Origin of the sequence: Psychrobacter sp. H7-1 (assembly GCF_904846585.1) — a bacterium.
GTDB classification, from domain to species: domain Bacteria; phylum Pseudomonadota; class Gammaproteobacteria; order Pseudomonadales; family Moraxellaceae; genus Psychrobacter; species Psychrobacter raelei.
In genome coordinates this window covers 26250-45453 of sequence record NZ_CAJHBH010000023.1, presented here as the reverse complement: position 1 = coordinate 45453, position 19204 = coordinate 26250, and the positions used below count along the sequence as shown (strand labels likewise).

At 45.6% G+C, this 19204-nt stretch carries 15 protein-coding genes and 2 tRNA genes; 11 read left to right on the top strand and 6 right to left on the bottom strand.

Translation table 11 applies throughout. The annotated features are described in order from the left end of the window. Window positions 1-81 precede the first annotated feature (81 nt). The 5 genes from JMX92_RS08290 to fadB form a co-directional block, all read right to left on the bottom strand. Window positions 82-462, bottom strand: a complete 381-nt coding sequence (locus JMX92_RS08290) for a hypothetical protein (protein ID WP_201545127.1) — start codon at window positions 460-462, stop codon at window positions 82-84. Between the two features lie 121 nt (window positions 463-583). Beyond that, entirely contained in the window at window positions 584-1900 is a 1317-nt protein-coding gene (locus tag JMX92_RS08285; RefSeq protein WP_201545125.1) for a tyrosine-type recombinase/integrase, read from the bottom strand. 312 nt (window positions 1901-2212) lie between these two features. Further along, entirely contained in the window at window positions 2213-2611 is a 399-nt protein-coding gene (locus tag JMX92_RS08280; RefSeq protein ID WP_011961311.1) for a hypothetical protein, read from the bottom strand. 156 nt (window positions 2612-2767) lie between these two features. Then, entirely contained in the window at window positions 2768-3940 is a 1173-nt protein-coding gene (fadA, locus tag JMX92_RS08275) for an acetyl-CoA C-acyltransferase FadA (protein ID WP_011961312.1), read from the bottom strand. A gap of 161 nt (window positions 3941-4101) precedes the next feature. Further along, window positions 4102-6261 carry a fatty acid oxidation complex subunit alpha FadB gene (fadB, locus tag JMX92_RS08270; RefSeq protein ID WP_201545116.1) on the bottom strand — a complete coding sequence of 720 codons (2160 nt, stop codon included), beginning with the start codon at window positions 6259-6261 and terminating at the stop codon, window positions 4102-4104. Between the two features lie 473 nt (window positions 6262-6734). Between fadB and JMX92_RS08265 the strand changes: the two genes are divergently transcribed. The 11 genes from JMX92_RS08265 to JMX92_RS08215 all read left to right on the top strand — a co-directional run bounded on the left by JMX92_RS08265 (window position 6735) and on the right by JMX92_RS08215 (window position 16800). Next, window positions 6735-7670 (top strand): polyprenyl synthetase family protein, encoded by a 936-nt coding sequence (locus JMX92_RS08265; protein ID WP_201545109.1) that lies wholly within the window; start codon window positions 6735-6737, stop codon window positions 7668-7670. A 144-nt stretch (window positions 7671-7814) separates the two neighbouring features. Beyond that, a complete protein-coding gene (locus tag JMX92_RS08260; RefSeq protein WP_201545107.1) occupies window positions 7815-10001 on the top strand; it encodes a tetratricopeptide repeat protein in 2187 nt (728 codons plus the stop codon). Window positions 10002-10248: 247 nt separating this feature from the next. Continuing rightward, on the top strand, window positions 10249-10971 hold the full coding sequence (gene lolB, locus JMX92_RS08255) for a lipoprotein insertase outer membrane protein LolB (protein WP_227675319.1): 723 nt from the start codon (window positions 10249-10251) through the stop codon (window positions 10969-10971). Window positions 10972-11040: 69 nt separating this feature from the next. Further along, on the top strand, window positions 11041-12012 hold the full coding sequence (gene ispE / locus JMX92_RS08250) for a 4-(cytidine 5'-diphospho)-2-C-methyl-D-erythritol kinase (protein ID WP_201545105.1): 972 nt from the start codon (window positions 11041-11043) through the stop codon (window positions 12010-12012). Window positions 12013-12174: 162 nt separating this feature from the next. Further along, window positions 12175-12250, top strand: a tRNA-Gln gene (locus tag JMX92_RS08245). Window positions 12251-12471: 221 nt separating this feature from the next. Then, a tRNA-Gln gene (locus tag JMX92_RS08240) sits at window positions 12472-12547 on the top strand. 81 nt (window positions 12548-12628) lie between these two features. Continuing rightward, the gene (locus tag JMX92_RS08235; RefSeq protein WP_011961318.1) at window positions 12629-13585 is read left to right on the top strand and encodes a ribose-phosphate pyrophosphokinase; all 957 of its coding nucleotides are present in this window, start codon (window positions 12629-12631) and stop codon (window positions 13583-13585) included. 226 nt (window positions 13586-13811) lie between these two features. Then, entirely contained in the window at window positions 13812-14486 is a 675-nt protein-coding gene (locus JMX92_RS08230) for a 50S ribosomal protein L25/general stress protein Ctc (protein WP_155587554.1), read from the top strand. An 83-nt stretch (window positions 14487-14569) separates the two neighbouring features. Further along, a complete protein-coding gene (pth, locus tag JMX92_RS08225) occupies window positions 14570-15154 on the top strand; it encodes an aminoacyl-tRNA hydrolase (RefSeq protein WP_041773826.1) in 585 nt (194 codons plus the stop codon). A gap of 188 nt (window positions 15155-15342) precedes the next feature. After that, the gene (gene panD, locus JMX92_RS08220) at window positions 15343-15723 is read left to right on the top strand and encodes an aspartate 1-decarboxylase (RefSeq protein WP_011961321.1); all 381 of its coding nucleotides are present in this window, start codon (window positions 15343-15345) and stop codon (window positions 15721-15723) included. Between the two features lie 108 nt (window positions 15724-15831). Beyond that, window positions 15832-16800 carry a calcium/sodium antiporter gene (locus JMX92_RS08215; protein ID WP_201545103.1) on the top strand — a complete coding sequence of 323 codons (969 nt, stop codon included), beginning with the start codon at window positions 15832-15834 and terminating at the stop codon, window positions 16798-16800. Between the two features lie 114 nt (window positions 16801-16914). Here JMX92_RS08215 and JMX92_RS08210 read toward each other — a convergent pair whose 3' ends face one another. Further along, entirely contained in the window at window positions 16915-19020 is a 2106-nt protein-coding gene (locus JMX92_RS08210) for an NADPH-dependent 2,4-dienoyl-CoA reductase (protein ID WP_201545131.1), read from the bottom strand. Window positions 19021-19204 lie beyond the last annotated feature (184 nt).

Here is a 19204-nt window from a genome sequence, read left to right as displayed (position 1 = left end):
TATCTTCTTAACGGCTTCAGCTTTAAATTCTGTGCTATAGGTTCTTATTTTCTTGACCATGATAAGCTCCGATTAATATGCTTAGTTTACCAAGTTTACTTGTACGGTTTCTTCAGCATAGCTCAAGGTGCCTTTATCATCATTAGGTGTTTTTTTATTAACTAAGTTGTTTTCAAAAATGCCGTGTTTGGTAATTGGCTCGAACGCCATTACATCAGATTTTTGAAAGTAGGTTATATTGGCATCATTACCTAAACTTAGAAAATAGCCATTGTAAGGTTCAAAGTGATAGCTTTCGTCCATATAAAGTATGGCTAACTTTTCATCAATATTATGGGCATCAAGATATTTGACCACCTCACCAGGTGCGCTATTAGTCGCATTTGCCATAGTATTTATAACATCTGCTACTAAAATATAATCATTTTTCCGCGCTTCTAACTCATCAATTAAAATACTCATTACACACCTTTACCACACCTTTAACTAAAATAAGGTGCAAGGCGGTGGCCGCTTAAAGGTGTGTAAATAGCAGCCGTTCGGGTAATTAATCCTAGCCTTGCATGGTCATTAAAACATGAGGTTACCCATGCTTTTGTATTGGGTGCTTAAAGCTGGCATGTATCACGTTCTCACCTGCTCTAAGCTTGTCTAAGTAGTCCGCCCATTTTTGCATCATTTCCCTGCGTTCATCTAGGAACCTAACACGGCTATAGGCTTCACCGTTATTATCTTTAAGCTTGTGGCCTGATTGCATGTCAGGTAAATATTTAGGGTATTTAAGCTGCTCTTGGATCATTGTTATAGCAGATGCCCTAAAGCCATGAGGCACGTGCTTACCTGCGTACCCTTTACCTGCACTGGTAAGCGTGTGATTTATCTTGTAGCGGTCTAAATATGGTCTATTCCTGCGTCTATGGTTATAAAAAACATAGTCATACATGCCAGTTTTTTCATATTGTCTTTTTAAGATCGCCACCGCTTGCTTTGGTAAAGGAATGATTAAGCTTTCTACCATATCAGCACGCCCTTTGCCCTTCTTAGGCTGTAATGTCCATTCGGCTGCCTCAAGGTCTATATCCGCCCACCTCGCTTCGCACATATCGCTTACCCTGGTATAAAGCATGGCTATTAACTGTAATGCGGTGCGGTCGTCTCTATCTGGCAAGGCATCTATATCACGCAACAATTTGCCAAAGTCCTTGGGGTTAGTGATAGCTGGCTGGTGGGTGGCTTGTGCTGTCAGTAATAGCCCTTTCACCTGCAAGGCGGGGTTAACCTCAATCATGCCCGCTCCAATGGCATAAGAGAAAACACGATCACATATCCCCCTAACTCTAACCCCTGTCTGAATATGTTCTTTCTGTATTTCACGGCATAAGCTTAAAACCATAGGGGTGGTTACTTCATTAATAGGCACCTTACCCCAAGCTTTAAGAGGGTGACTTAAAAAACGGTTCCATTCTCTAATAGTAGAGTCAGATAACCTATTGCTTTTATTTGAGGTCATATAAGCCAGCCAGCTTTTTGCCACATTCTCAAAACTATTATTCATAGCATTGGCTTTAGCTTGGCGCTGCTTTTCTCTATGGGTTATGGGGTCTATATGCTGGGCTAATAAGCGCATATTATCAGCATGGGCTTGGCGGGCTTGCTCTAAAGTTATGGCGGGGTATTGGCCTATTGTCATATATGGCCGTTTACCTGTTACTGGGTGGGTATAGCGGTGCCTAAAGTCGGCTGTGGCTGTAATTCCATTTGAATGGGGTCTTACTCGCAATTCAAGGCCTTTATAGCCTGCTATTGAGTGGCTAATGGTGGGCTTGGCATCTTTAATAGCCTGTTTTATTGCCTTATCTATCTGGGTAACTGTGGTTAGCCCTTTGAGTGTCTTTGCCATATCTCACCATCATTAAGTCATTAATTCTTGGTAGCCGTTTTGGTAGCCATTTATATGGTTAATGGTAGCCAATTTATGCTAATGCCTAATAATGGATATTATCACCAATCCCTTATACTGTATAGCCTCGTGATAAATTTAGATAACGCTAGATAATGAAACTTACGCACTCCTTGTGTTGTTGGGGACAAAAATACCTGTCTCTATTAAGTCATATTAGTGTCATCGGGTCAAACCCTTTGGTGCACACTTGTTGTAATTTGAAGCAAATTTAGAGTTGCCACTATGCTGAACCTAAAATACAAAGCCGCGTTAATCATCCGCGATACCAACAATACTAATTTGACGCTCATAATAGCCCATATGACCATAATTACCGGCCTTACTAATCACCGCCTTGACTCGGACTCGGTTTAGGGTATAAAAATTATCGACCACCCCTCTTTTTTTGGCCAAGTCGTCCAAGATATGACTTGGGTCTGAGATATGATATTGCACCCCTTGCTCGCTGGTAAAGCTAAATTGCTCCAAGCCTTTGGTCACCTTGCCCACCAATACTTTTGGCGTGATAGCATCTTGACCCGCTTTGTGTGCCACAGTGCTCGATGCCAATTTGGCACTAGATATGAGACTAAGGCCCACGCCCACCGCTGAGATTAAAAATAGCTTGGCAAGCGCTGACTTGCGATAGGGATTTTTATTGTCAGTCATAAGGTATTACCTTTTAGCGAAAGCAGTATGTGTATGGCTTAATGTAAGTCCTAAAAAAGCACCTCTAACATTACGTCAGAGGTGCTTTTTATACAAGACGCTAATGGTTAACGTCTGCTACTGCAAAACAGCCATCTAATCACTTAAAATCAAGGATTAAACACGCTCAATCACAGTAGAGATACCTTGGCCCAGACCGATACACATAGTGGCCAGACCAATTTCAGTATCCATTTGCTCCATCGCATTTAGTAGCGTCACAGTGATACGCGCACCAGAACAGCCCAGTGGGTGACCTAGAGCAATGGCACCACCATTAACGTTGATGATGTCGCGCTTATCAAGTAAGTTTAGCGCTTTAAGTACTGACAGACCTTGAGCGGCGAACGCTTCGTTTAGCTCGATGGTTTGCATGTCTTCAACCGTTAGGCCAGCACGCTTTAATGCTTTTTGAGTGGCAGGCACTGGGCCATAACCCATGATAGCGGCATCACAGCCAGCGATTGCCATGCTGCGGATGCGGGCACGTGGCTTAAGACCTAAGTCTTTGGCTTTTTGAGCGCTCATCACCAGCATCGCAGAAGCACCATCTGATAATGCAGAAGACGTGGCTGCGGTTACTGTACCGTTTGCAGGATCGAATACTGGGCGTAGCTTAGCCAATGACTCCATTGAGGTATCAGGGCGAATCACCTCATCTACGGTACAAAGCTGTAGGCGGCCTTCTGCGTCATGACCTTCAATACCGATGATTTCGTTATCAAAACGACCCGCTTGAGTGGCTGCCCAAGCACGGCGATGTGATTCATAACCGAACTCATCTTGCTGCTCACGAGTGATGCCATTCATACGGCCGAGCATTTCGGCGGTCAAACCCATCATGTTAGAGGCTTTTGCATAATGCTTAGAGGCTTCTGGGTTAATATCGATACCATGCATCATGCCCACGTGGCCCATGTGCTCAACACCACCGATGATAAATACATCACCTTGGTTGGTCATGATTTGAGCGGCAGCGGTGTGTAGGGCTTGCATTGATGAGCCACACAGACGGTTAACGGTTTGGCCACCGGCAGTCTTAGGGATATCAGCCAATAAACCAATGTTACGGCCAATGTTCATACCTTGTTCTAGGGTCTGGTTAACACAGCCCCAGATAATGTCTTCTACTTCATTGGTATCAAAGTCATTGCGCTTAACCAAAGCACGTACCAATTCAGCTGACATGCTATCAGCACGAACGTTGCGGAACATACCGTTCTTAGATTTACCCATTGCGGTACGCACGCCATCTACGATGACCACGTCTTTTGGACTTAATGTTGTCATGTAATACTCCTTGAATCTTTATTATTGTTAGGACTTACGCAAATAAATTCAGGTATTAAACTTCTGGCTTTATCTGTCAGACAGTGCAAATAAATGGCACTCTGTTGTTAAAGCTATTATTGCCATAAGCCCTAATTAAATTGTTTTAACCGTTTATCGTATTAGGCTTTTGGGTAAAATGTCTCGCCAGCCGCTGCCATATCACGGATTTTCTGCGGCGCTTCATACGCTTTGCCTAGGTGTGCATATTTCTCACATAGCGCTAAGTAGTTATCAAGGCCAACTTGGTCGATGTAACGGCATGGACCACCACGGAATGCAGGGAAGCCCACACCCATAATCATCGCCATGTCCGCTTCGCTTGGCGTCGCAACAATGTTGTCCTCTAAGCAGCGCACGGTTTCGTTACAGAAGGCCAGCATCATACGATCGATGATGGTTTGATCATCGAACTGCTGCGTATCTGTATCAGTGGTGTCTTTAAGCAGTGCATAAGTGGCGTCGTCAGCAGTCTTCTTAGGCTTACCACGGCTGTCTTTTTCGTATTTGTAGAAGCCAACGCCATTTTTCTGACCCAGACGGTTGTTTTCAAACAGATGCTTGATAGCGCCTTTGTAATCTGGCTTCATGCGATCTGGGAAGCCTTCAGCCATCACTTCTGCGCCGTGTACGCCAGTGTCTAGACCCACCACGTCGATTAGGTAGGCAGGACCCATAGGCCAGCCGAATTTCTCCATAACTTTATCAACATGAACAAAGTCAGCGCCTTGTTTTAATAGCAGGTCAAACGCACCGAAGTATGGGAACAATACGCGGTTGACTAAGAAACCTGGGCAGTCGTTGACCACAACAGGCACTTTGCCCATACGCTGAGCTAACGCAACCGTGGTTGCAATGGCTTCTTCTGATGATTTTTCACCACGGATAACTTCCACTAGCGGCATGCGATGTACTGGGTTAAAGAAGTGCATACCCACGAAGTTCTCTGGGCGCTCAAGCACAGTGGCTAAGTAGGTGATTGAGATGGTTGAGGTATTAGAGGCAAGAATGGCGTTATCTTTTACTAAGCCTTCTACTTCTTTTAGTACCGCGTGTTTTACTTTTGGATTTTCAACAACCGCTTCGATCACGATGTCAGTTTCACCAAAGTCGCCGTAATTCAAAGTAGGACGGATACGGCTTAGCGTTTCACCCATTTGAGCTGGGGTCATTTTCTTACGCTCAACCATTTTACCTAATAGCTTGCTGGCTTCACCCATACCTAAGTCTAATTGCTCAGACTTGATGTCTTTCATGATAATTGGCAAGCCTTTTGAAGCCGCTTGATAGGCAATACCGCCACCCATGATGCCAGCGCCAAGTACCGCCGCTTCATTGATGTCATGTGCATTTTTGGTGTGCTGTTTGGCAAGCTTCTTAACCGTTTGATCATTTAAGAACAGACCCACTAAGCTTTCTGCTTGTGGGGTCTTCGCCGCTTTGGCAAAACCGGCTGCTTCTACTTTAATCGCTTCATCACGGCCTAGATTGACATGCTTTTCGATGGTTTCGATTGCAATGGCAGGCGCTGGGTACTGTTTTGGATTGGCTTTGGCAAAGATGGCCGCTTTAGCAGTGCTAAATGCCATAGTCTGCTCAAGCTGGTTTAGTTTAACAGGCTGAAGCTTCTCTTCACGTTTGGCCTGCCAATCAAGATCGCCTGCGATACATTTTTTGACCAGATCCACGGCCGCTTCTTGTAAGTCATCTTGTGCTACCACAGCATCTACTAGACCCAGCTTCAACGCTTCAGCAGGTTTTTGTGCTTTACCGGTTGCAATCAGCTCTACTGCATTATCAATACCGATAACACGAGGTGTACGCACGCTACCACCGAAGCCTGGGAAGATACCCAACTGAGTCTCTGGTAGACCGATTTGCGCTTTGTCACCCATGACACGGTATTCACAAACCAAAGTCATTTCACAGCCGCCGCCCAATGCTGCGCCATTAATGGCCGCAACTTTCGGGAATGGCAGGTCTTCAAAACGGTTAAATACACCGTTGATGTCAACGATCCACTTTTCAATCTCAGCTGCTTCTTTATTAAAATGACCCACGAATTCTGTGATGTCAGCACCCGCGATAAAGACGCCTTTACTTGAGGTAACAATTAAACCTTTTACATTATCTGCTTTTTCTAAGGCACTCACAGCTTCATCGAACTGCTTATTTGTTTCGGCATCAAACTTATTAACACTCTCACCCTCGGCGTTAAATTGCATGTTAGCAATACCGTCGTCTAACAGCGATACCGTAATGCGGTTACCTTGATATATCATGTAAATCTCCTTGTTATTTTATAGCGCTTTTTTTTCAGTCCTGACAGCAAGTGTTTGCTTCAGAATCTAAACTTAGGTCAATGTAGGTCAGGGAATGGATTGAATCATACATGTCTTGATTTTATAGCACTAAACGCGGGGCAGCTGTATTAAATTTCTATTATATGGTTGCCCGTTTCTATCTGCTCCTACAATCTCTACGCCGGTTAGTGTAGGGGATTTAACCCCCCGCTGTCACAGCGCAATGACTGACTCATAGGTCATATATTTTCTATAATGGATGTGCGTGTTACGATTGTCAAAAGCTGCTACGTACGGCATTGGTAACTTAACTGCGCCTTATCTGTGCCGTTTTTAATTGTAATTGGTCGTGGGTAAAGGCCAGCGGCTACGCTAAATTTCTCCCTCTCATGGTAAACTACGCCTCCTAACCTTCTCTTATCGTCCTAATTTTGTTTATCGGGTCCGCTTTTATGACTAATCAGCACCTCAACTTTGACACTCTCAGCCAACAGGTCATCTCTACCTTACAAGCGGATATCGAGACCCTGCTTAATCATGCCAATCTGCCTAGCCCCTTACATGAGGCCTGCCACTATGCCATGACTGGGCAAGGCAAAAAAGTGCGTCCATTGCTAGTGGCCAGTGGCTATCTTACCGTGCTTGCCGGTAGTCAGGCGGCCACAATCGACACCTTACCCCTCTTTGATGACAACTGTCGCCGTGCCATGTTAGCGGTTGAATTCTTGCACACCTACTCACTAATTCATGATGACCTGCCTTGTATGGATGACGATGACTTGCGCCGTGGCCGTCCCACTTGCCATATTAAGTTTGGTGAGCCGACAGCCCTGCTGGCCGGCGATGTGTTGCAGACCTTGGCTTTTGAAGCTTTAAGCGCTGACTTGCCTGGTTTTGCGCCCATATCCAATGACAAAGCGGCCAGCTTACTTACCCTTTTTGCACCCCGTGCCCGCCGTATGGTGTCAGGTCAGATGCTGGACTTAAATGCTGAGAACAAACAAGTGAGTCAGCCTCAGCTTGAGGCCATTCACCGCGATAAAACTGGGGCGTTAATTGAGGCTGCGGTGTTAATGGGCGCCGCCTGCGCTGATGCCAATGACACTCAATACCAAGCCCTTACTTCATTTGCCAGTAATGTGGGCTTAGCATTTCAGGTCCAAGACGATATATTGGATGTCACCTCAAGTACCGATACTTTAGGCAAGCCTACTGGCAGTGATGAGGGACTTAACAAATCGACTTATGTCAAATTGATGGGCGTAGAGGCTGCCACCGACTATGCCAAGTCATTATTTTTGGCGGCAACTCAAGCCATCGATGATAATTTTGATAAAAATAGCAGCTTAATCGACTTAGCACAGTGGTTGTGGCAGCGTCAAAAATAACAAGCTTGATACGCTATCGATACTATTAGCCCCTATCATATTTGATTATAATAGATAACTTATACTGTCAGCTGTTGGGCAGGCTTAGCTTAATCAATAAGCGGCGCTTTTGACTTAACTCTTTATCATAGCAACCGGAAAATTATGCTTTTCTCGCGTAAGTTTGATTCATCTAAAGCGTTAGCCCAAAGGGTCGAAAATCGTTTTCGGGGCGCTCAAGCCCGCTTGCATAATGCCGTTAAATCTAAGTCAACCAAAACAAATCCTGCCCTTAACAGTACGGCCGCCAAACGTAGTAAAGCTGCCAAACGCAGCCCTAGTGGGCGCACTCGGCTGTTTAATGGCTTGTCACAGCCTTTTTTTGTCAAGCGCACATCTAACACTTCCTCTTATGATATCGGCCAACCCTTAAATGGCCCTCAAAATGACCGATTAAGCCCCACTAAGACCTCTTATGCAGTTTTGCCTGCTGCCAATAGCTTGAGTGCCCGCCAGCGCTTTTTAAGGCTATGTATTTTATTGAGTCTGGCCAGCATGGCGACTTTCTCAGTCTCTGCCAATGCCAGTGTGCTTGATCCTATCCGCCGAGTGTTCTCGCCCATTATTAATATTATTGATAGAAAGCCACCTTCTGAGCCGCGAGCAGGAAAATTGGTGACCGAACAGCCCGCTTTAGACCCCGATATCAGCAGTCATCCCATAGAACAAGATAGCAATACCCGGCTGTCCTTAACCAAAGACCGTCCTAGCCTGCTCAATGTGATGAATGCCGAGTTTTTGTTAAGTCGCGGCGAGATTGATCAAGCGTTGGCGCTTTATAAACAAGAGTCATTCAAACAAGATGCCACCAGTGTGTTTGAGCGTGCGCTTGAGTTGTCTTTGTTATACGAGACGCCCAGAGAATCCTTAGATTTTGCACTCAAATGGCAGCAGCAAAACCCAGAGCATATTCCTGCTTTATTTTATGTGGCGCATCTGGCACTCAAGGCCAGTGATTATGAGCTGACCGGAAAAGTACTCTCTGAGATATTAAGTTATGATTCTCAAGCCGATTTGAGCGAGATTTTGATCGGTATTTATCCCAATAACGAGGCCGATCAGCGCCGCTTGTTAGAGACCTTGCTGCGACTGCCCAAGCACAACAACCCCTCACTGCTTGTCATGCAGGCTGGACTAATGTCACATTTGGGTCAGCCAGATATTGCTTTGGTCAGTGTCAATCGTGCCTTGAAGTCTCAGCCCAACAACGCCCCCTTTATTGTGCTAAAAGCCGATATCCTAAAGCAGCTAGAACCTGATCGTAAGGTTTTAAAATTTGTCAGTAGCGAGCGCAAACGCTTAAAGAATAATAAAACCTTATATCTTTATGAAATCCGCTATCTACTTGAGCTGGGTCAGACCCAAGGAGCTTGGGATTTGTTATTAGTAGCGCATGATTTATTTCATGATGAAGAGGTGACTTTGCTGGCCGCCTTGGTCAGTATCGATATTGAGGCTTATACCAAGGCCGATGAGCTGCTCTCTGAGCTGGCCTCCTCCCCCGCTTATATCGACCAAGCCTATTATTATTTGGGTATCAGCGCCGAACGTCAGCACAAATACGAGCGTGCTGAGCGGTTTTTGTCCAAAGTCATGCAAGAAAACTTAGTGTTAAAAGCACGTCAAAAGCTGGTGTCTATCCAGTTGCTACAGGGTCATGCCGATCAAGCATTGGCTACCTTACAGCAGTTTAGCCATCAATTTGATGTCTATGCGCCCGAAAGTGCCATCATGCAGGCCGATATCTTACGTCAGCAAGGTAAATTGCCTGAAGCGCAGCAGTTGTTGGCCGACGCCAATGCGCGTGCGCCCGATGATACCAAGCTACTTTTTGCCCGAGCACAACTGTTAGATAATGAAAAAGATACCGCGCTCAAACACGAACTGCTGGACCATCTGCTGTTGATTAACCCAGAAAACCCGGATTATATTTTGGCATTGGCGGTATTGTTATTTGAGCAAGGTGACGAGACAGAGGTGGCAAAGTCGCTTACTTTGGCGCAGTCAATATTAGAGATTCCTTTTGACTCACCTATGTTTAAGCAAAACAATTATTTGGCTGCTTTAAACATCTTAGCCGCTGATGCTCTATCAAAACAGCAGTATCAAGCGGTGGTTGAATATTTAGAGGGGCCTTATGACATCTCGCCCACCCTAGACTCAGGAATTATTTTGCTGCGCGCTTATCAAGGCTTAGATGAGCAGGATAAAGTGCTGAGCTTATTTAATGATATTCAGCAGCGCTTTGCGGTCGGTCAGCAAGATTTAAGTGATCGCTTGCAGTCGTATTAGTATGAATGTGTCGTGCAGCTGTCAATCTATCCTAATTATAAATCGACAAAGCTTATAAATTTGGCCGCCGCCGATACCGTGAAAATCACAAAAACCGAACCATCTAGACGCTTACAGATGATAAAGCTTTGCTAAACTTAGCGCTTATTGGCTGTTTTTAGCGCCCAGTTTTATGTTTTTATTATCATTGTTATACACTTGCTTCAATTTTGGATTTATTTTTAAGACTTATTTATTAAGGACAATTATGACCCTACTGTTTTCAAGCCGTGCGGCTACTGTTACTCAGCGCCCTAGTGACGCTATGATTGACACTAGTATTACCGCTACTAAGCCTACCAATACCCCTCGCATGACCAAAGCTTGGGCAGGTTTAGCCCTAGCCGCTTGTGCTGTGGCAATCACGGGCTGCCAGACCACTCAGACGTTAGGGGGCGTTAATACCACACAGGTCGTCACCGCAGGCGATGCTCAGTATCCTGACTTGCTAAAAAGCTTTAGCATTCGCGGTAAAATTGGGGTTACCACGCCTAAGACACAAACTGCCGCTGCACAATCTGGCAGTGCCTTTTATGTGTGGGCACAAGAAGATGAGCGCTTTGCCATTGATATCACTGGCGCACTGGGCATCGGTCACACTGTGATTGAATATGATGGTAATACCGCAACCTTAGTCAGCGACCGTACTGGTGAGATTAGTGCCACCTCACCAGAGGAATTATTGCAGCAAGCTACAGGCTGGCAAGCCCCGATCTCTCAGCTACGCCACTGGATTTCTGGTCGCCCTGCGCCTACTGATAGCAACAGTGAGCTCGACGCACAAGGGCGCCTACAGACCTCACAAAATGGCGACTGGATAGCCCGCTTCGATTATAAAGACAGCGCAGCACAAACCCGTCGCCCCAATAAAATCACTGTGATGCGTAACGATGGTCACCGAGTTATCTTGACCATAGCGCACGATAAATAACCAATAAATTTGCGTCCAATTCACTGTTGAAGCAGATACGTTAATAGCCTCTTGTAAGAAGACTGTATTATGACCTCGTATGCCAAGCTTAGTTTATTTTCACCGGCGAAAATCAATCTGTTTTTGCACATTACCGGTAAAAGAGCAGATGGCTATCATAACTTGCAGACGGTGTTTCGTTTGCTAGACTGGGGTGATACCCTAGAGTTCTTGGTCACCCAAGACAGCTTCGATCCTACAGCGCCGATTAATGAGCAGCACTTACCGGTTCGCTTAAGTAGCACAGTGGCCATCACCGCACAGGTGATGGACAACTTGGTCATCAAAGCGGCTATGGCGCTGCTACAGGCATGGCAAAACAGTGCCGCCGCACGGTCATCTGACCCCGCGGTAACCCCTCACCTGCCGGTTATCGAAGTGACGCTCAACAAAGTTCTACCAACTGGCGCAGGCCTTGGTGGCGGCTCCTCAAATGCAGCCACTACCTTAATAGCGCTAAATAAGCTATGGGGCTTTCATTATGACATCGAGGCTTTAATCAAGATTGGCGCAACGGTCGGCGCTGATGTGCCAATTTTTGTGCTTGGGCAAGATGCCATTGCTGAGGGCATCGGCGAGCGGCTAACCCCCATCAAGTTGCCACAGCATCAATATTTGCTATTAAATCCTGCAGCTCATGCAGCAACCCAAGCCCTATTTGCCCACCCTGACTTGCAGCGCAATGTGCCCGCATTAAGCATAGATGAGATAAAAGCGGCACAATCTTGCTACTTGCAGCAGCTTAATGCGCCATTTAGCAATGTATTTGAGCCGGTGGTGACCAAGTTGGTGCCTGAGGTGAATCAGGCACTCAATTATCTTAGACAGCTTGAGGCGCTCACCGGCACCCAAGCACGTATGACCGGTACCGGCAGCAGTGTATTTTTGCCAATACCTACTGACAAAATCAGCCTCATAACACATCACCTTAGCAATGCTGGGGCGCCTTGTGATTATGTACTGACCCAAAGTTTAGATAAAAACGGGCAAAACCCTGAATAATTTGGCAAAATTGCTATTTAAAGGCTGCTTAAAGACTATCTAAATGCAGGGCACCCTGCTGTTTTAAACCCTGGTAATTTCCATCAAAAATAATATCTTTTAAATTAGTATTGAAAAACTATTGCAATCGAAAAATTCTTGTGTATAATAACTCGCCCATAAAGGGGTATAGCCAAGTTGGTAAGGCATCAGGTTTTGATCCTGACATCCGTTGGTTCGAGTCCAGCTACCCCTGCCATATTCGTCAAAGGCTTAGCCAAGTATTTATAAAATTAAATGGCTTAGTTTATTGACATATCTAGTTAGTTTTCGGTATAGTTCGCGTCGAACGCAACCGAGAAGACAGTAAGTAAAAAGTATCAAAATATTGATAAATTATAAATATTTTGATAGTAAATTATCAAGAGACATGCTACTTTAACAGCAGCACATGAGTTCTTGATAAAGTTTGTCTGTTACAGGGGTATAGCCAAGTTGGTAAGGCATCAGGTTTTGATCCTGACATCCGTTGGTTCGAGTCCAGCTACCCCTGCCATTTTCTAAACGTTCAACTTTCTTCTTTATTTGTGCAGTCTCTACTGCTCCTCTCCTAAGTCAAATAAATAGGACTTGAACCATGCCATATCTGGCGATTTTTACGGGTAATGCCCACCCTGAGCTGGCAAAAACTGTCGCAGATCATTTACACATTCCTCTTGGCCGTGCTGATGTCACGCGCTTCTCTGACGGTGAAATCGCTGTTGAGATTAAAGAGCACGTACGTGGTAAAGACGTCTTCATTCTACAACCTACTTGCGCCCCTACCAACGATAACTTGATGGAAATCATGGTGATGGCTGATGCACTGCGTCGTTCAAGTGCCGGTCGTATCACTGCGGTTATGCCCTACTTCGGCTATGCCCGTCAGGATCGTCGTCCCCGTTCAGCGCGTGTGCCTATTTCGGCAAAAGTAGTGGCAGACATGCTAAACATCGTTAGCATTGATCGTGTGATGACTGTCGATTTGCACTCTGACCAAATTCAAGGTTTCTTTGACATTCCAGTAGATAACATCTACGGTACGCCAGTATTGTTAAAAGACCTTAGAAAGCAAGGCTACGACAACCTAATGGTTGTGTCACCAGACGTAGGTGGTGTTGTTCGTGCGCGTGCTATGGCCAAAGAGCTTGGCGGTAACACCGAGCTTGCCATCATCGACAAGCGTCGTGCTCGTGCTAATGAATCACAAGTTATGCACATCATTGGTGATGTAAAAGACCGTGATTGTGTGATTGTTGATGACATGGTAGATACCGCAGGCACGCTATGTAAAGCCGCCCAAGCCCTTAAAGACAATGGCGCCCGTCGCGTATTAGGTTATATCACTCACCCTGTATTATCAGGTAATGCGATTAAAACCATTGGCGAATCTGTGTTGGATGAGCTGGTCGTAACGGACAGTATTCCTTTGTCTGATGAAGCTAAGGCTTGCAGCAAAATTCGTCAAGTGACCATTGCTTCACTATTGGCCGAAAGCTTACGCCGTATCAACAATGAAGAGTCTATCAGTGCAATGTTTGAGTCTATCGACTAATCACTGCAGCCTGATGACTAACAAAAAAACCGCCCGCTAATGCCGGGCGGTTTTTTTGTGCTAGATTTTAATGCCCATTACCCGTATAATACGGCCTTTGTATCTGTATCAACCTCAAGTTGAGGCTATTTTGGGTACAAAAACTACGATGTTTGTCTGGCCACGTTGGTCGCAAGCGTAGCTTGAAGACAACATCAAACCAAATTATTTAATCAAGGATACTCTCATGAGTGATATTTTATACACGGTAAACGGCATCACCCGTACCGACGATCAGCAGGGCAAAGGTGCGAGCCGCCGCCTGCGTAAGCAAAATCTTGTACCAGCCATTATCTATGGTGGTAACGAAGAGCCTACAGCTATCGCTATCAAAAAAAATGAGCTATGGAAACTTCTTGAAAACGAAGCTTTCTTCTCAAACATTTTGACCATCAACCTTGAAGGCGAAGAGCATCTAGCGGTTATTAAAGACCTACAGCGCCATCCTTCTAAAGGCTTTGCAATGCACGCTGACTTCCAGCGCATCGTTAAAGGTCAGAAGATCAACATGCAGATTCCATTGCACTTCACAGGTCGTGAAGAAGCACCAGGTATCAAAGCAGGCGGTATCTTATCTACGCTAGTGACTGACATCGAAATCGTATGTCTACCTTCTAACCTACCAGAATTCCTAGAAGTAGATGTGTCTAACCTAGAAATCGGTGAGTCTCTACACTTAACAGACATCAAACTTCCTGAAGGTGTTGTTATCTTCGAACTTGACGTTGATGAGCCAGTTGACCGCACTGTGGTTAACATGCAGGCCCCAACTGTTGAAGAAGTTGACACTGATGCTGAAGAAGTTGACGCAGCTGACGTTCCAGCTACCGAACAAGGTAGTGAAGAAGACAAAGGCGAATAATTTTCGCCCGCCACTCACAACCGATACGCCTTGTGCTATCAGTTATGGGTGGCCCTCCTTACTTACTAGACAGTGAAAACGCTATGTCCCAACTTAAACTTATTGTTGGGCTTGGCAACCCAGGTCAGCAGTATGTCGAAACCCGACATAATGCTGGCTTTTGGTTTGTGGCCCTGATTGCCGATCAATTTAATATTGAATTGGCAGCTGACAAGAAGTTCAATGGCTTAACCGGACGCGGACGTATCTTTGGTACCGATGTTCGCCTGTTGTTGCCGATGACTTTTATGAATAAGTCAGGTCAATCGGTTGTGCCTATGGCGAAATACTATGACATTAAACCTGAAGAGCTCCTTATCGCTCATGATGAGCTTGATATTGCAGCAGGTAGTATTAAGCTAAAAACTGGCGGTGGTCATGGCGGTCATAATGGCCTACGTGATATCACGCCCCATTTAGGCAATGACTTTCACCGCTTACGTATAGGCATTGGCCATCCCGGTCATAAATCTAAAGTAAGTGGCCATGTCCTATCTAAACCCTCTCCTGAAGATCAAATTGCTATTGAAGCTGCTTTAGACGCCGCTATGTCCTCATTAAAGTTGATGGTAACAGGCGATATTGAAAAAGCACGCAGTCAAATTAATGGCTTTAAACTTCCCAATTGATAGACATTAACTTAAGGCGGCTATTGATTTTTTTGATATTTGCCGCTATTAAGTTACTACCCCTTCCGTATTTTTCTTTTTGCTAATTTATTCAAAAAATAGCAGAATAGTGCTGTTTTTATGAGTATAATTTGCTCTCACGTTTTTTGCGTACAATTTTTCCGGCCCATTATTTCAAGGAATCCTCTATGTTATTGACCTTATTAAAAGGCAAATTACACCGTGCCCGCGTTACCCATGCAGATTTGCACTATGAAGGCTCTTGTGGGATAGATGGCGACTTATTGGATCTAGCTGGTATTCGTGAAAACGAATCCATTGATATCTACAACGTCAGCAATGGCAAGCGCTTTCGCACTTATGCCATCCGTGCTGAAGCCGGCTCTGGTATTATTTCATTAAATGGTGCTGCCGCTTATATGGCAGACTTAGGCGACATCGTTATCATTTGTGCTTACGCTCAGATGGATGAGCAAGAAGCCGATACGCATAAACCAAAACTAGTCTATTGTAATGAAGACAATACTGTAAAAGATACGGCCAATATCATTCCGGTCCAAGTGTCTTAATCCCTACCCTTTATTCCCCCTTTTAGTAAATGCTAAGCGATTCACTTTGCTTAGCATTTTTTATTTTTATTATCCTATTATTTTTATTAATCCGTATGGGAGTGTTTTATGGGCCTAGCGATTGTCGCTGTTGTCCTTGGATTGGCCATTTTAGTTTGGAGTGCAGACACCTTTATTGATGGTGCCACCAGCTTGGCTGTGCGCTTTAATATGCCAAGTTTTTTGATTGGGGTCATTATCTTAGGCATTGGTACTTCAGCGCCCGAGCTTGTGGTATCTGCTTTAGCAGCGTTTGCTGGTAGTCCAGATTTGGCGCTGGGTAACGCTTATGGCTCTAATATTATCAATATTACCTTAGTACTTGGCGTGACCGCGTTAATTAGCCCCATCTTGATCCGTAGCGATGTGATTCGATACGACTTAATGCTGTTACTGGCGGTCACTGCTTTGGCGGCTATTCAGTTGGTCGATGGTAGTTTATCTCGGCTCGATGGCATTGTGCTTGTTGTCGCCTTAGTGGCGGTGTTACTGATACAGATTCTGTTAAGTCTACGAAGTAACAAGGACAAAGTAGAGTTACCAGAGCAATTGGCAGCCAAAGAGCAGGTTAATGTTTTCAAATCCTTTGGCACCTTAATCTTGGGCTTGAGTTTATTAATCACCAGCTCACGAGCCATCGTTTGGGGTGCGGTTGAATTAGCCACACTGTGGGGCATGAGTGAGCTGCTTATCGGTCTAACCATCGTGGCCATTGGCACCTCATTACCCGAGCTGGTAGCCAGTGTGGCAGCCGCTAGACGCGGTGAGCATGACATGGCACTGGGCAATGTCATTGGCTCAAATTTATTTAATACATTAGGTGTGGTAGGGCTGGCTGCCATCATTAAACCCATGCAACACATTGACCCTCAGATTTTGTCTCGCGATGTGATGATGGTGGGCATGGTCAGCGTGCTACTTTTTATATTGGCAATTATAGCCTTTAAGCGTCAAGGTGAGATGAAGCATGGCAGTGGCGTGGTGCTCATTCTAACCTTTATCTTCTATTCAGTGTTGCTGGCGAAATCTGCCGCCTAGCTGCTGCACGCAGCTTTTAGCCAGATAAGCCATTGTTGTCGCAAAGCCAAAAAAAAGAGGCCGTTAACGGCCTCTTTTTTTTGTGTCTGATTATGATTAAGCTATGAGCTGGCGTTATAGTCTAGCAGCAAGCTCAGCCCCATCACGTATCGCCCGCTTGGCATCAAGCTCTGCTGCTAATTTCGCACCGCCAATAATATGGTATTCAGTCTTACCTAGTTTGGTACTGGCTTTGGCATCTGTTAAGGCCGGCATAAGCTCATTGACTGACTCTTGCCCTGCACAGACCACAATGGTATCAACACGAAGTAGCTGACTGTGGCCTTGCGGCGTGGTGACCCATAAGCCCTCATTGGTTACCTTGTCATAAGTCACACCAGGCATTTGTAGCACACCATGAGACTTAATATGGGCACGGTGCACCCAGCCGGTGGTTTTGTTCAGCCCCTTGCCCAGACGACCATCACGGCGCTGTAGCAAATACACACGGCGAGCCGGAACAATCTTCTCAGGACGAGTTAAGCCGCCATCGGTCTGATAATCCGCTTGAGTATTGACCCCCCACTCTTGCTTCCAGTCAGTCACAGACTGCGGCTCAGGGCGGTAGCTTGGGTCTTTTAAGGTCTCAGGGCCCAATTCATGTAGTGGCTGGCCATGACGGGCAGTCAAGTACTCACTGACATCGAAGCCAATACCGCCAGCCCCAATCACCGCTACGCTCTCACCCACAGCTTTTTCGCCAGATAGCAGCTCAGCATAACTAATCACCTTAGCATTATCCGCCCCTTCAAGCTTGCCTTCTAAGCTGCGTGGCACTACCCCTGTGGCGATAATGACGTGGTCATACTCGGCCTCGTCCAACATCTCTTTGGTCACTTTGGTATTGAGCTTAATGGCAACGTTTTGATAGTTTAATTCGTTGAGATAATAGCGGGTGGTTTCAAAGAACTCTTCTTTACCCGGAATCACTTTGGCGTAGTTGAACTGGCCGCCTAAGATGTCTTTGGCCTCATAAAGGGTGACATCATGGCCACGTTTGGCAGCAATGGTCGCCGCTGACATGCCTGCCACACCGCCACCAACCACAGCAATTTTCTTCGGCTTTTTGGTAGGCTCATAGCTCAGCTCAGTCTCATAGCAGGCTCTGGGGTTGACCAAACAGGTGGAGCGCTTGTTTTCAAAAGTATGGTCTAAGCAGGCCTGATTACAAGCAATGCAGGTATTGATGCGATCGGTTTGACCATTTTTGGCCTTATTGACCCAGTCTGGATCCGCTAAAAAGGGGCGCGCCATCTGAATTAAATCAGCTTGCCCATTCGCCAAGATTTGCTCTGCTGTCTGTGGCATATTGATGCGGTTGGCTGCCATCACAGGGATGGACACATGTTTTTTGACCTCTGCAGTATAGTCTACGAAAGCGGCACGTGGGACACTGGTGACAATGGTCGGTACACGGGCTTCGTGCCAGCCGATACCTGTATTAAAGATACTCACTCCAGCCGCCTCTAATGCCTTGGCGACCGTGATGACTTCATCCATAACATTGCCATCTTTGACCAAGTCAATCATGGATAAACGAAATATAATAATAAAGTCTTCACCCACCGCTTCGCGTATTGCCTCGACTACTTCGACTGCAAACTTCATACGCCCATTGATATCACCACCATATTCATCGGTGCGCTGGTTCACATGACGCGATAAAAACTGGTTCAGTAAGTAGCCTTCTGAGCCCATCACTTCTACCCCATCGTAGCCAGCTTGTTTGGCAAGGCTAGCAGAGCGCGCATAATCAGCAATGGTACTTTTGATATTTTTAATGCTCATTTGGCGCGGTTTAAAGGGGGATATGGGCGACTTAAAGGGACTGGCAGATACCACAAATGGATGATAACCATAACGACCACTGTGCAAAATTTGCATAATGATTTTACTGTCATGGCGATGTACCGCACGGGTTAACCGCTGATGATTAATCACATCCGCTCTAGTATTCATACTACCACCTGCCGGCAGCAGCCACCCTTCACGGTTGGGTGAAATACCACCGGTAATCATCATCGCCACGCCGCCTTTAGCACGCTCAGCAAAATAAGCTGCCAGCTTACCGTAGTTATAAAAGCGATCTTCTAATCCGGTGTGCATCGACCCCATGACAATACGGTTTTTTAAGCTGGTGTGGCCCAAATCTAAAGGCTCAAAAATATGTGGATAGGCCATATTGGTCACAGAAATATTCTGTGCATTATCGACCGAGATGGAAGGTTGGGCTGAGGTAGCGGCAGCTGCCATAAAAAATATCCTTATCAATATACAATGACTTAAAGGGAAAATTATCTAAATGGTTAGGTAACAGATGGGTAGCGGGTTCTCTAACGATAACATTGCTTAACTTAACTGAACT

What these genes read in the sequence shown, in the direction of transcription:
- JMX92_RS08290 (WP_201545127.1), bottom strand. Translation starts at nt 462, where the DNA reads ATGAGTATTTTAATTGATGAGTTAGAAGCGCGGAAAAATGATTATATT.
- JMX92_RS08285 (WP_201545125.1), bottom strand. Translation starts at nt 1,900, where the DNA reads ATGGCAAAGACACTCAAAGGGCTAACCACAGTTACCCAGATAGATAAG.
- JMX92_RS08280 (WP_011961311.1), bottom strand. Translation starts at nt 2,611, where the DNA reads ATGACTGACAATAAAAATCCCTATCGCAAGTCAGCGCTTGCCAAGCTA.
- fadA (WP_011961312.1), bottom strand. Translation starts at nt 3,940, where the DNA reads ATGACAACATTAAGTCCAAAAGACGTGGTCATCGTAGATGGCGTGCGT.
- fadB (WP_201545116.1), bottom strand. Translation starts at nt 6,261, where the DNA reads ATGATATATCAAGGTAACCGCATTACGGTATCGCTGTTAGACGACGGT.
- JMX92_RS08265 (WP_201545109.1), top strand. Translation starts at nt 6,735, where the DNA reads ATGACTAATCAGCACCTCAACTTTGACACTCTCAGCCAACAGGTCATC.
- JMX92_RS08260 (WP_201545107.1), top strand. Translation starts at nt 7,815, where the DNA reads ATGCTTTTCTCGCGTAAGTTTGATTCATCTAAAGCGTTAGCCCAAAGG.
- lolB (WP_227675319.1), top strand. Translation starts at nt 10,249, where the DNA reads ATGACCCTACTGTTTTCAAGCCGTGCGGCTACTGTTACTCAGCGCCCT.
- ispE (WP_201545105.1), top strand. Translation starts at nt 11,041, where the DNA reads ATGACCTCGTATGCCAAGCTTAGTTTATTTTCACCGGCGAAAATCAAT.
- JMX92_RS08235 (WP_011961318.1), top strand. Translation starts at nt 12,629, where the DNA reads ATGCCATATCTGGCGATTTTTACGGGTAATGCCCACCCTGAGCTGGCA.
- JMX92_RS08230 (WP_155587554.1), top strand. Translation starts at nt 13,812, where the DNA reads ATGAGTGATATTTTATACACGGTAAACGGCATCACCCGTACCGACGAT.
- pth (WP_041773826.1), top strand. Translation starts at nt 14,570, where the DNA reads ATGTCCCAACTTAAACTTATTGTTGGGCTTGGCAACCCAGGTCAGCAG.
- panD (WP_011961321.1), top strand. Translation starts at nt 15,343, where the DNA reads ATGTTATTGACCTTATTAAAAGGCAAATTACACCGTGCCCGCGTTACC.
- JMX92_RS08215 (WP_201545103.1), top strand. Translation starts at nt 15,832, where the DNA reads ATGGGCCTAGCGATTGTCGCTGTTGTCCTTGGATTGGCCATTTTAGTT.
- JMX92_RS08210 (WP_201545131.1), bottom strand. Translation starts at nt 19,020, where the DNA reads ATGGCCTATCCACATATTTTTGAGCCTTTAGATTTGGGCCACACCAGC.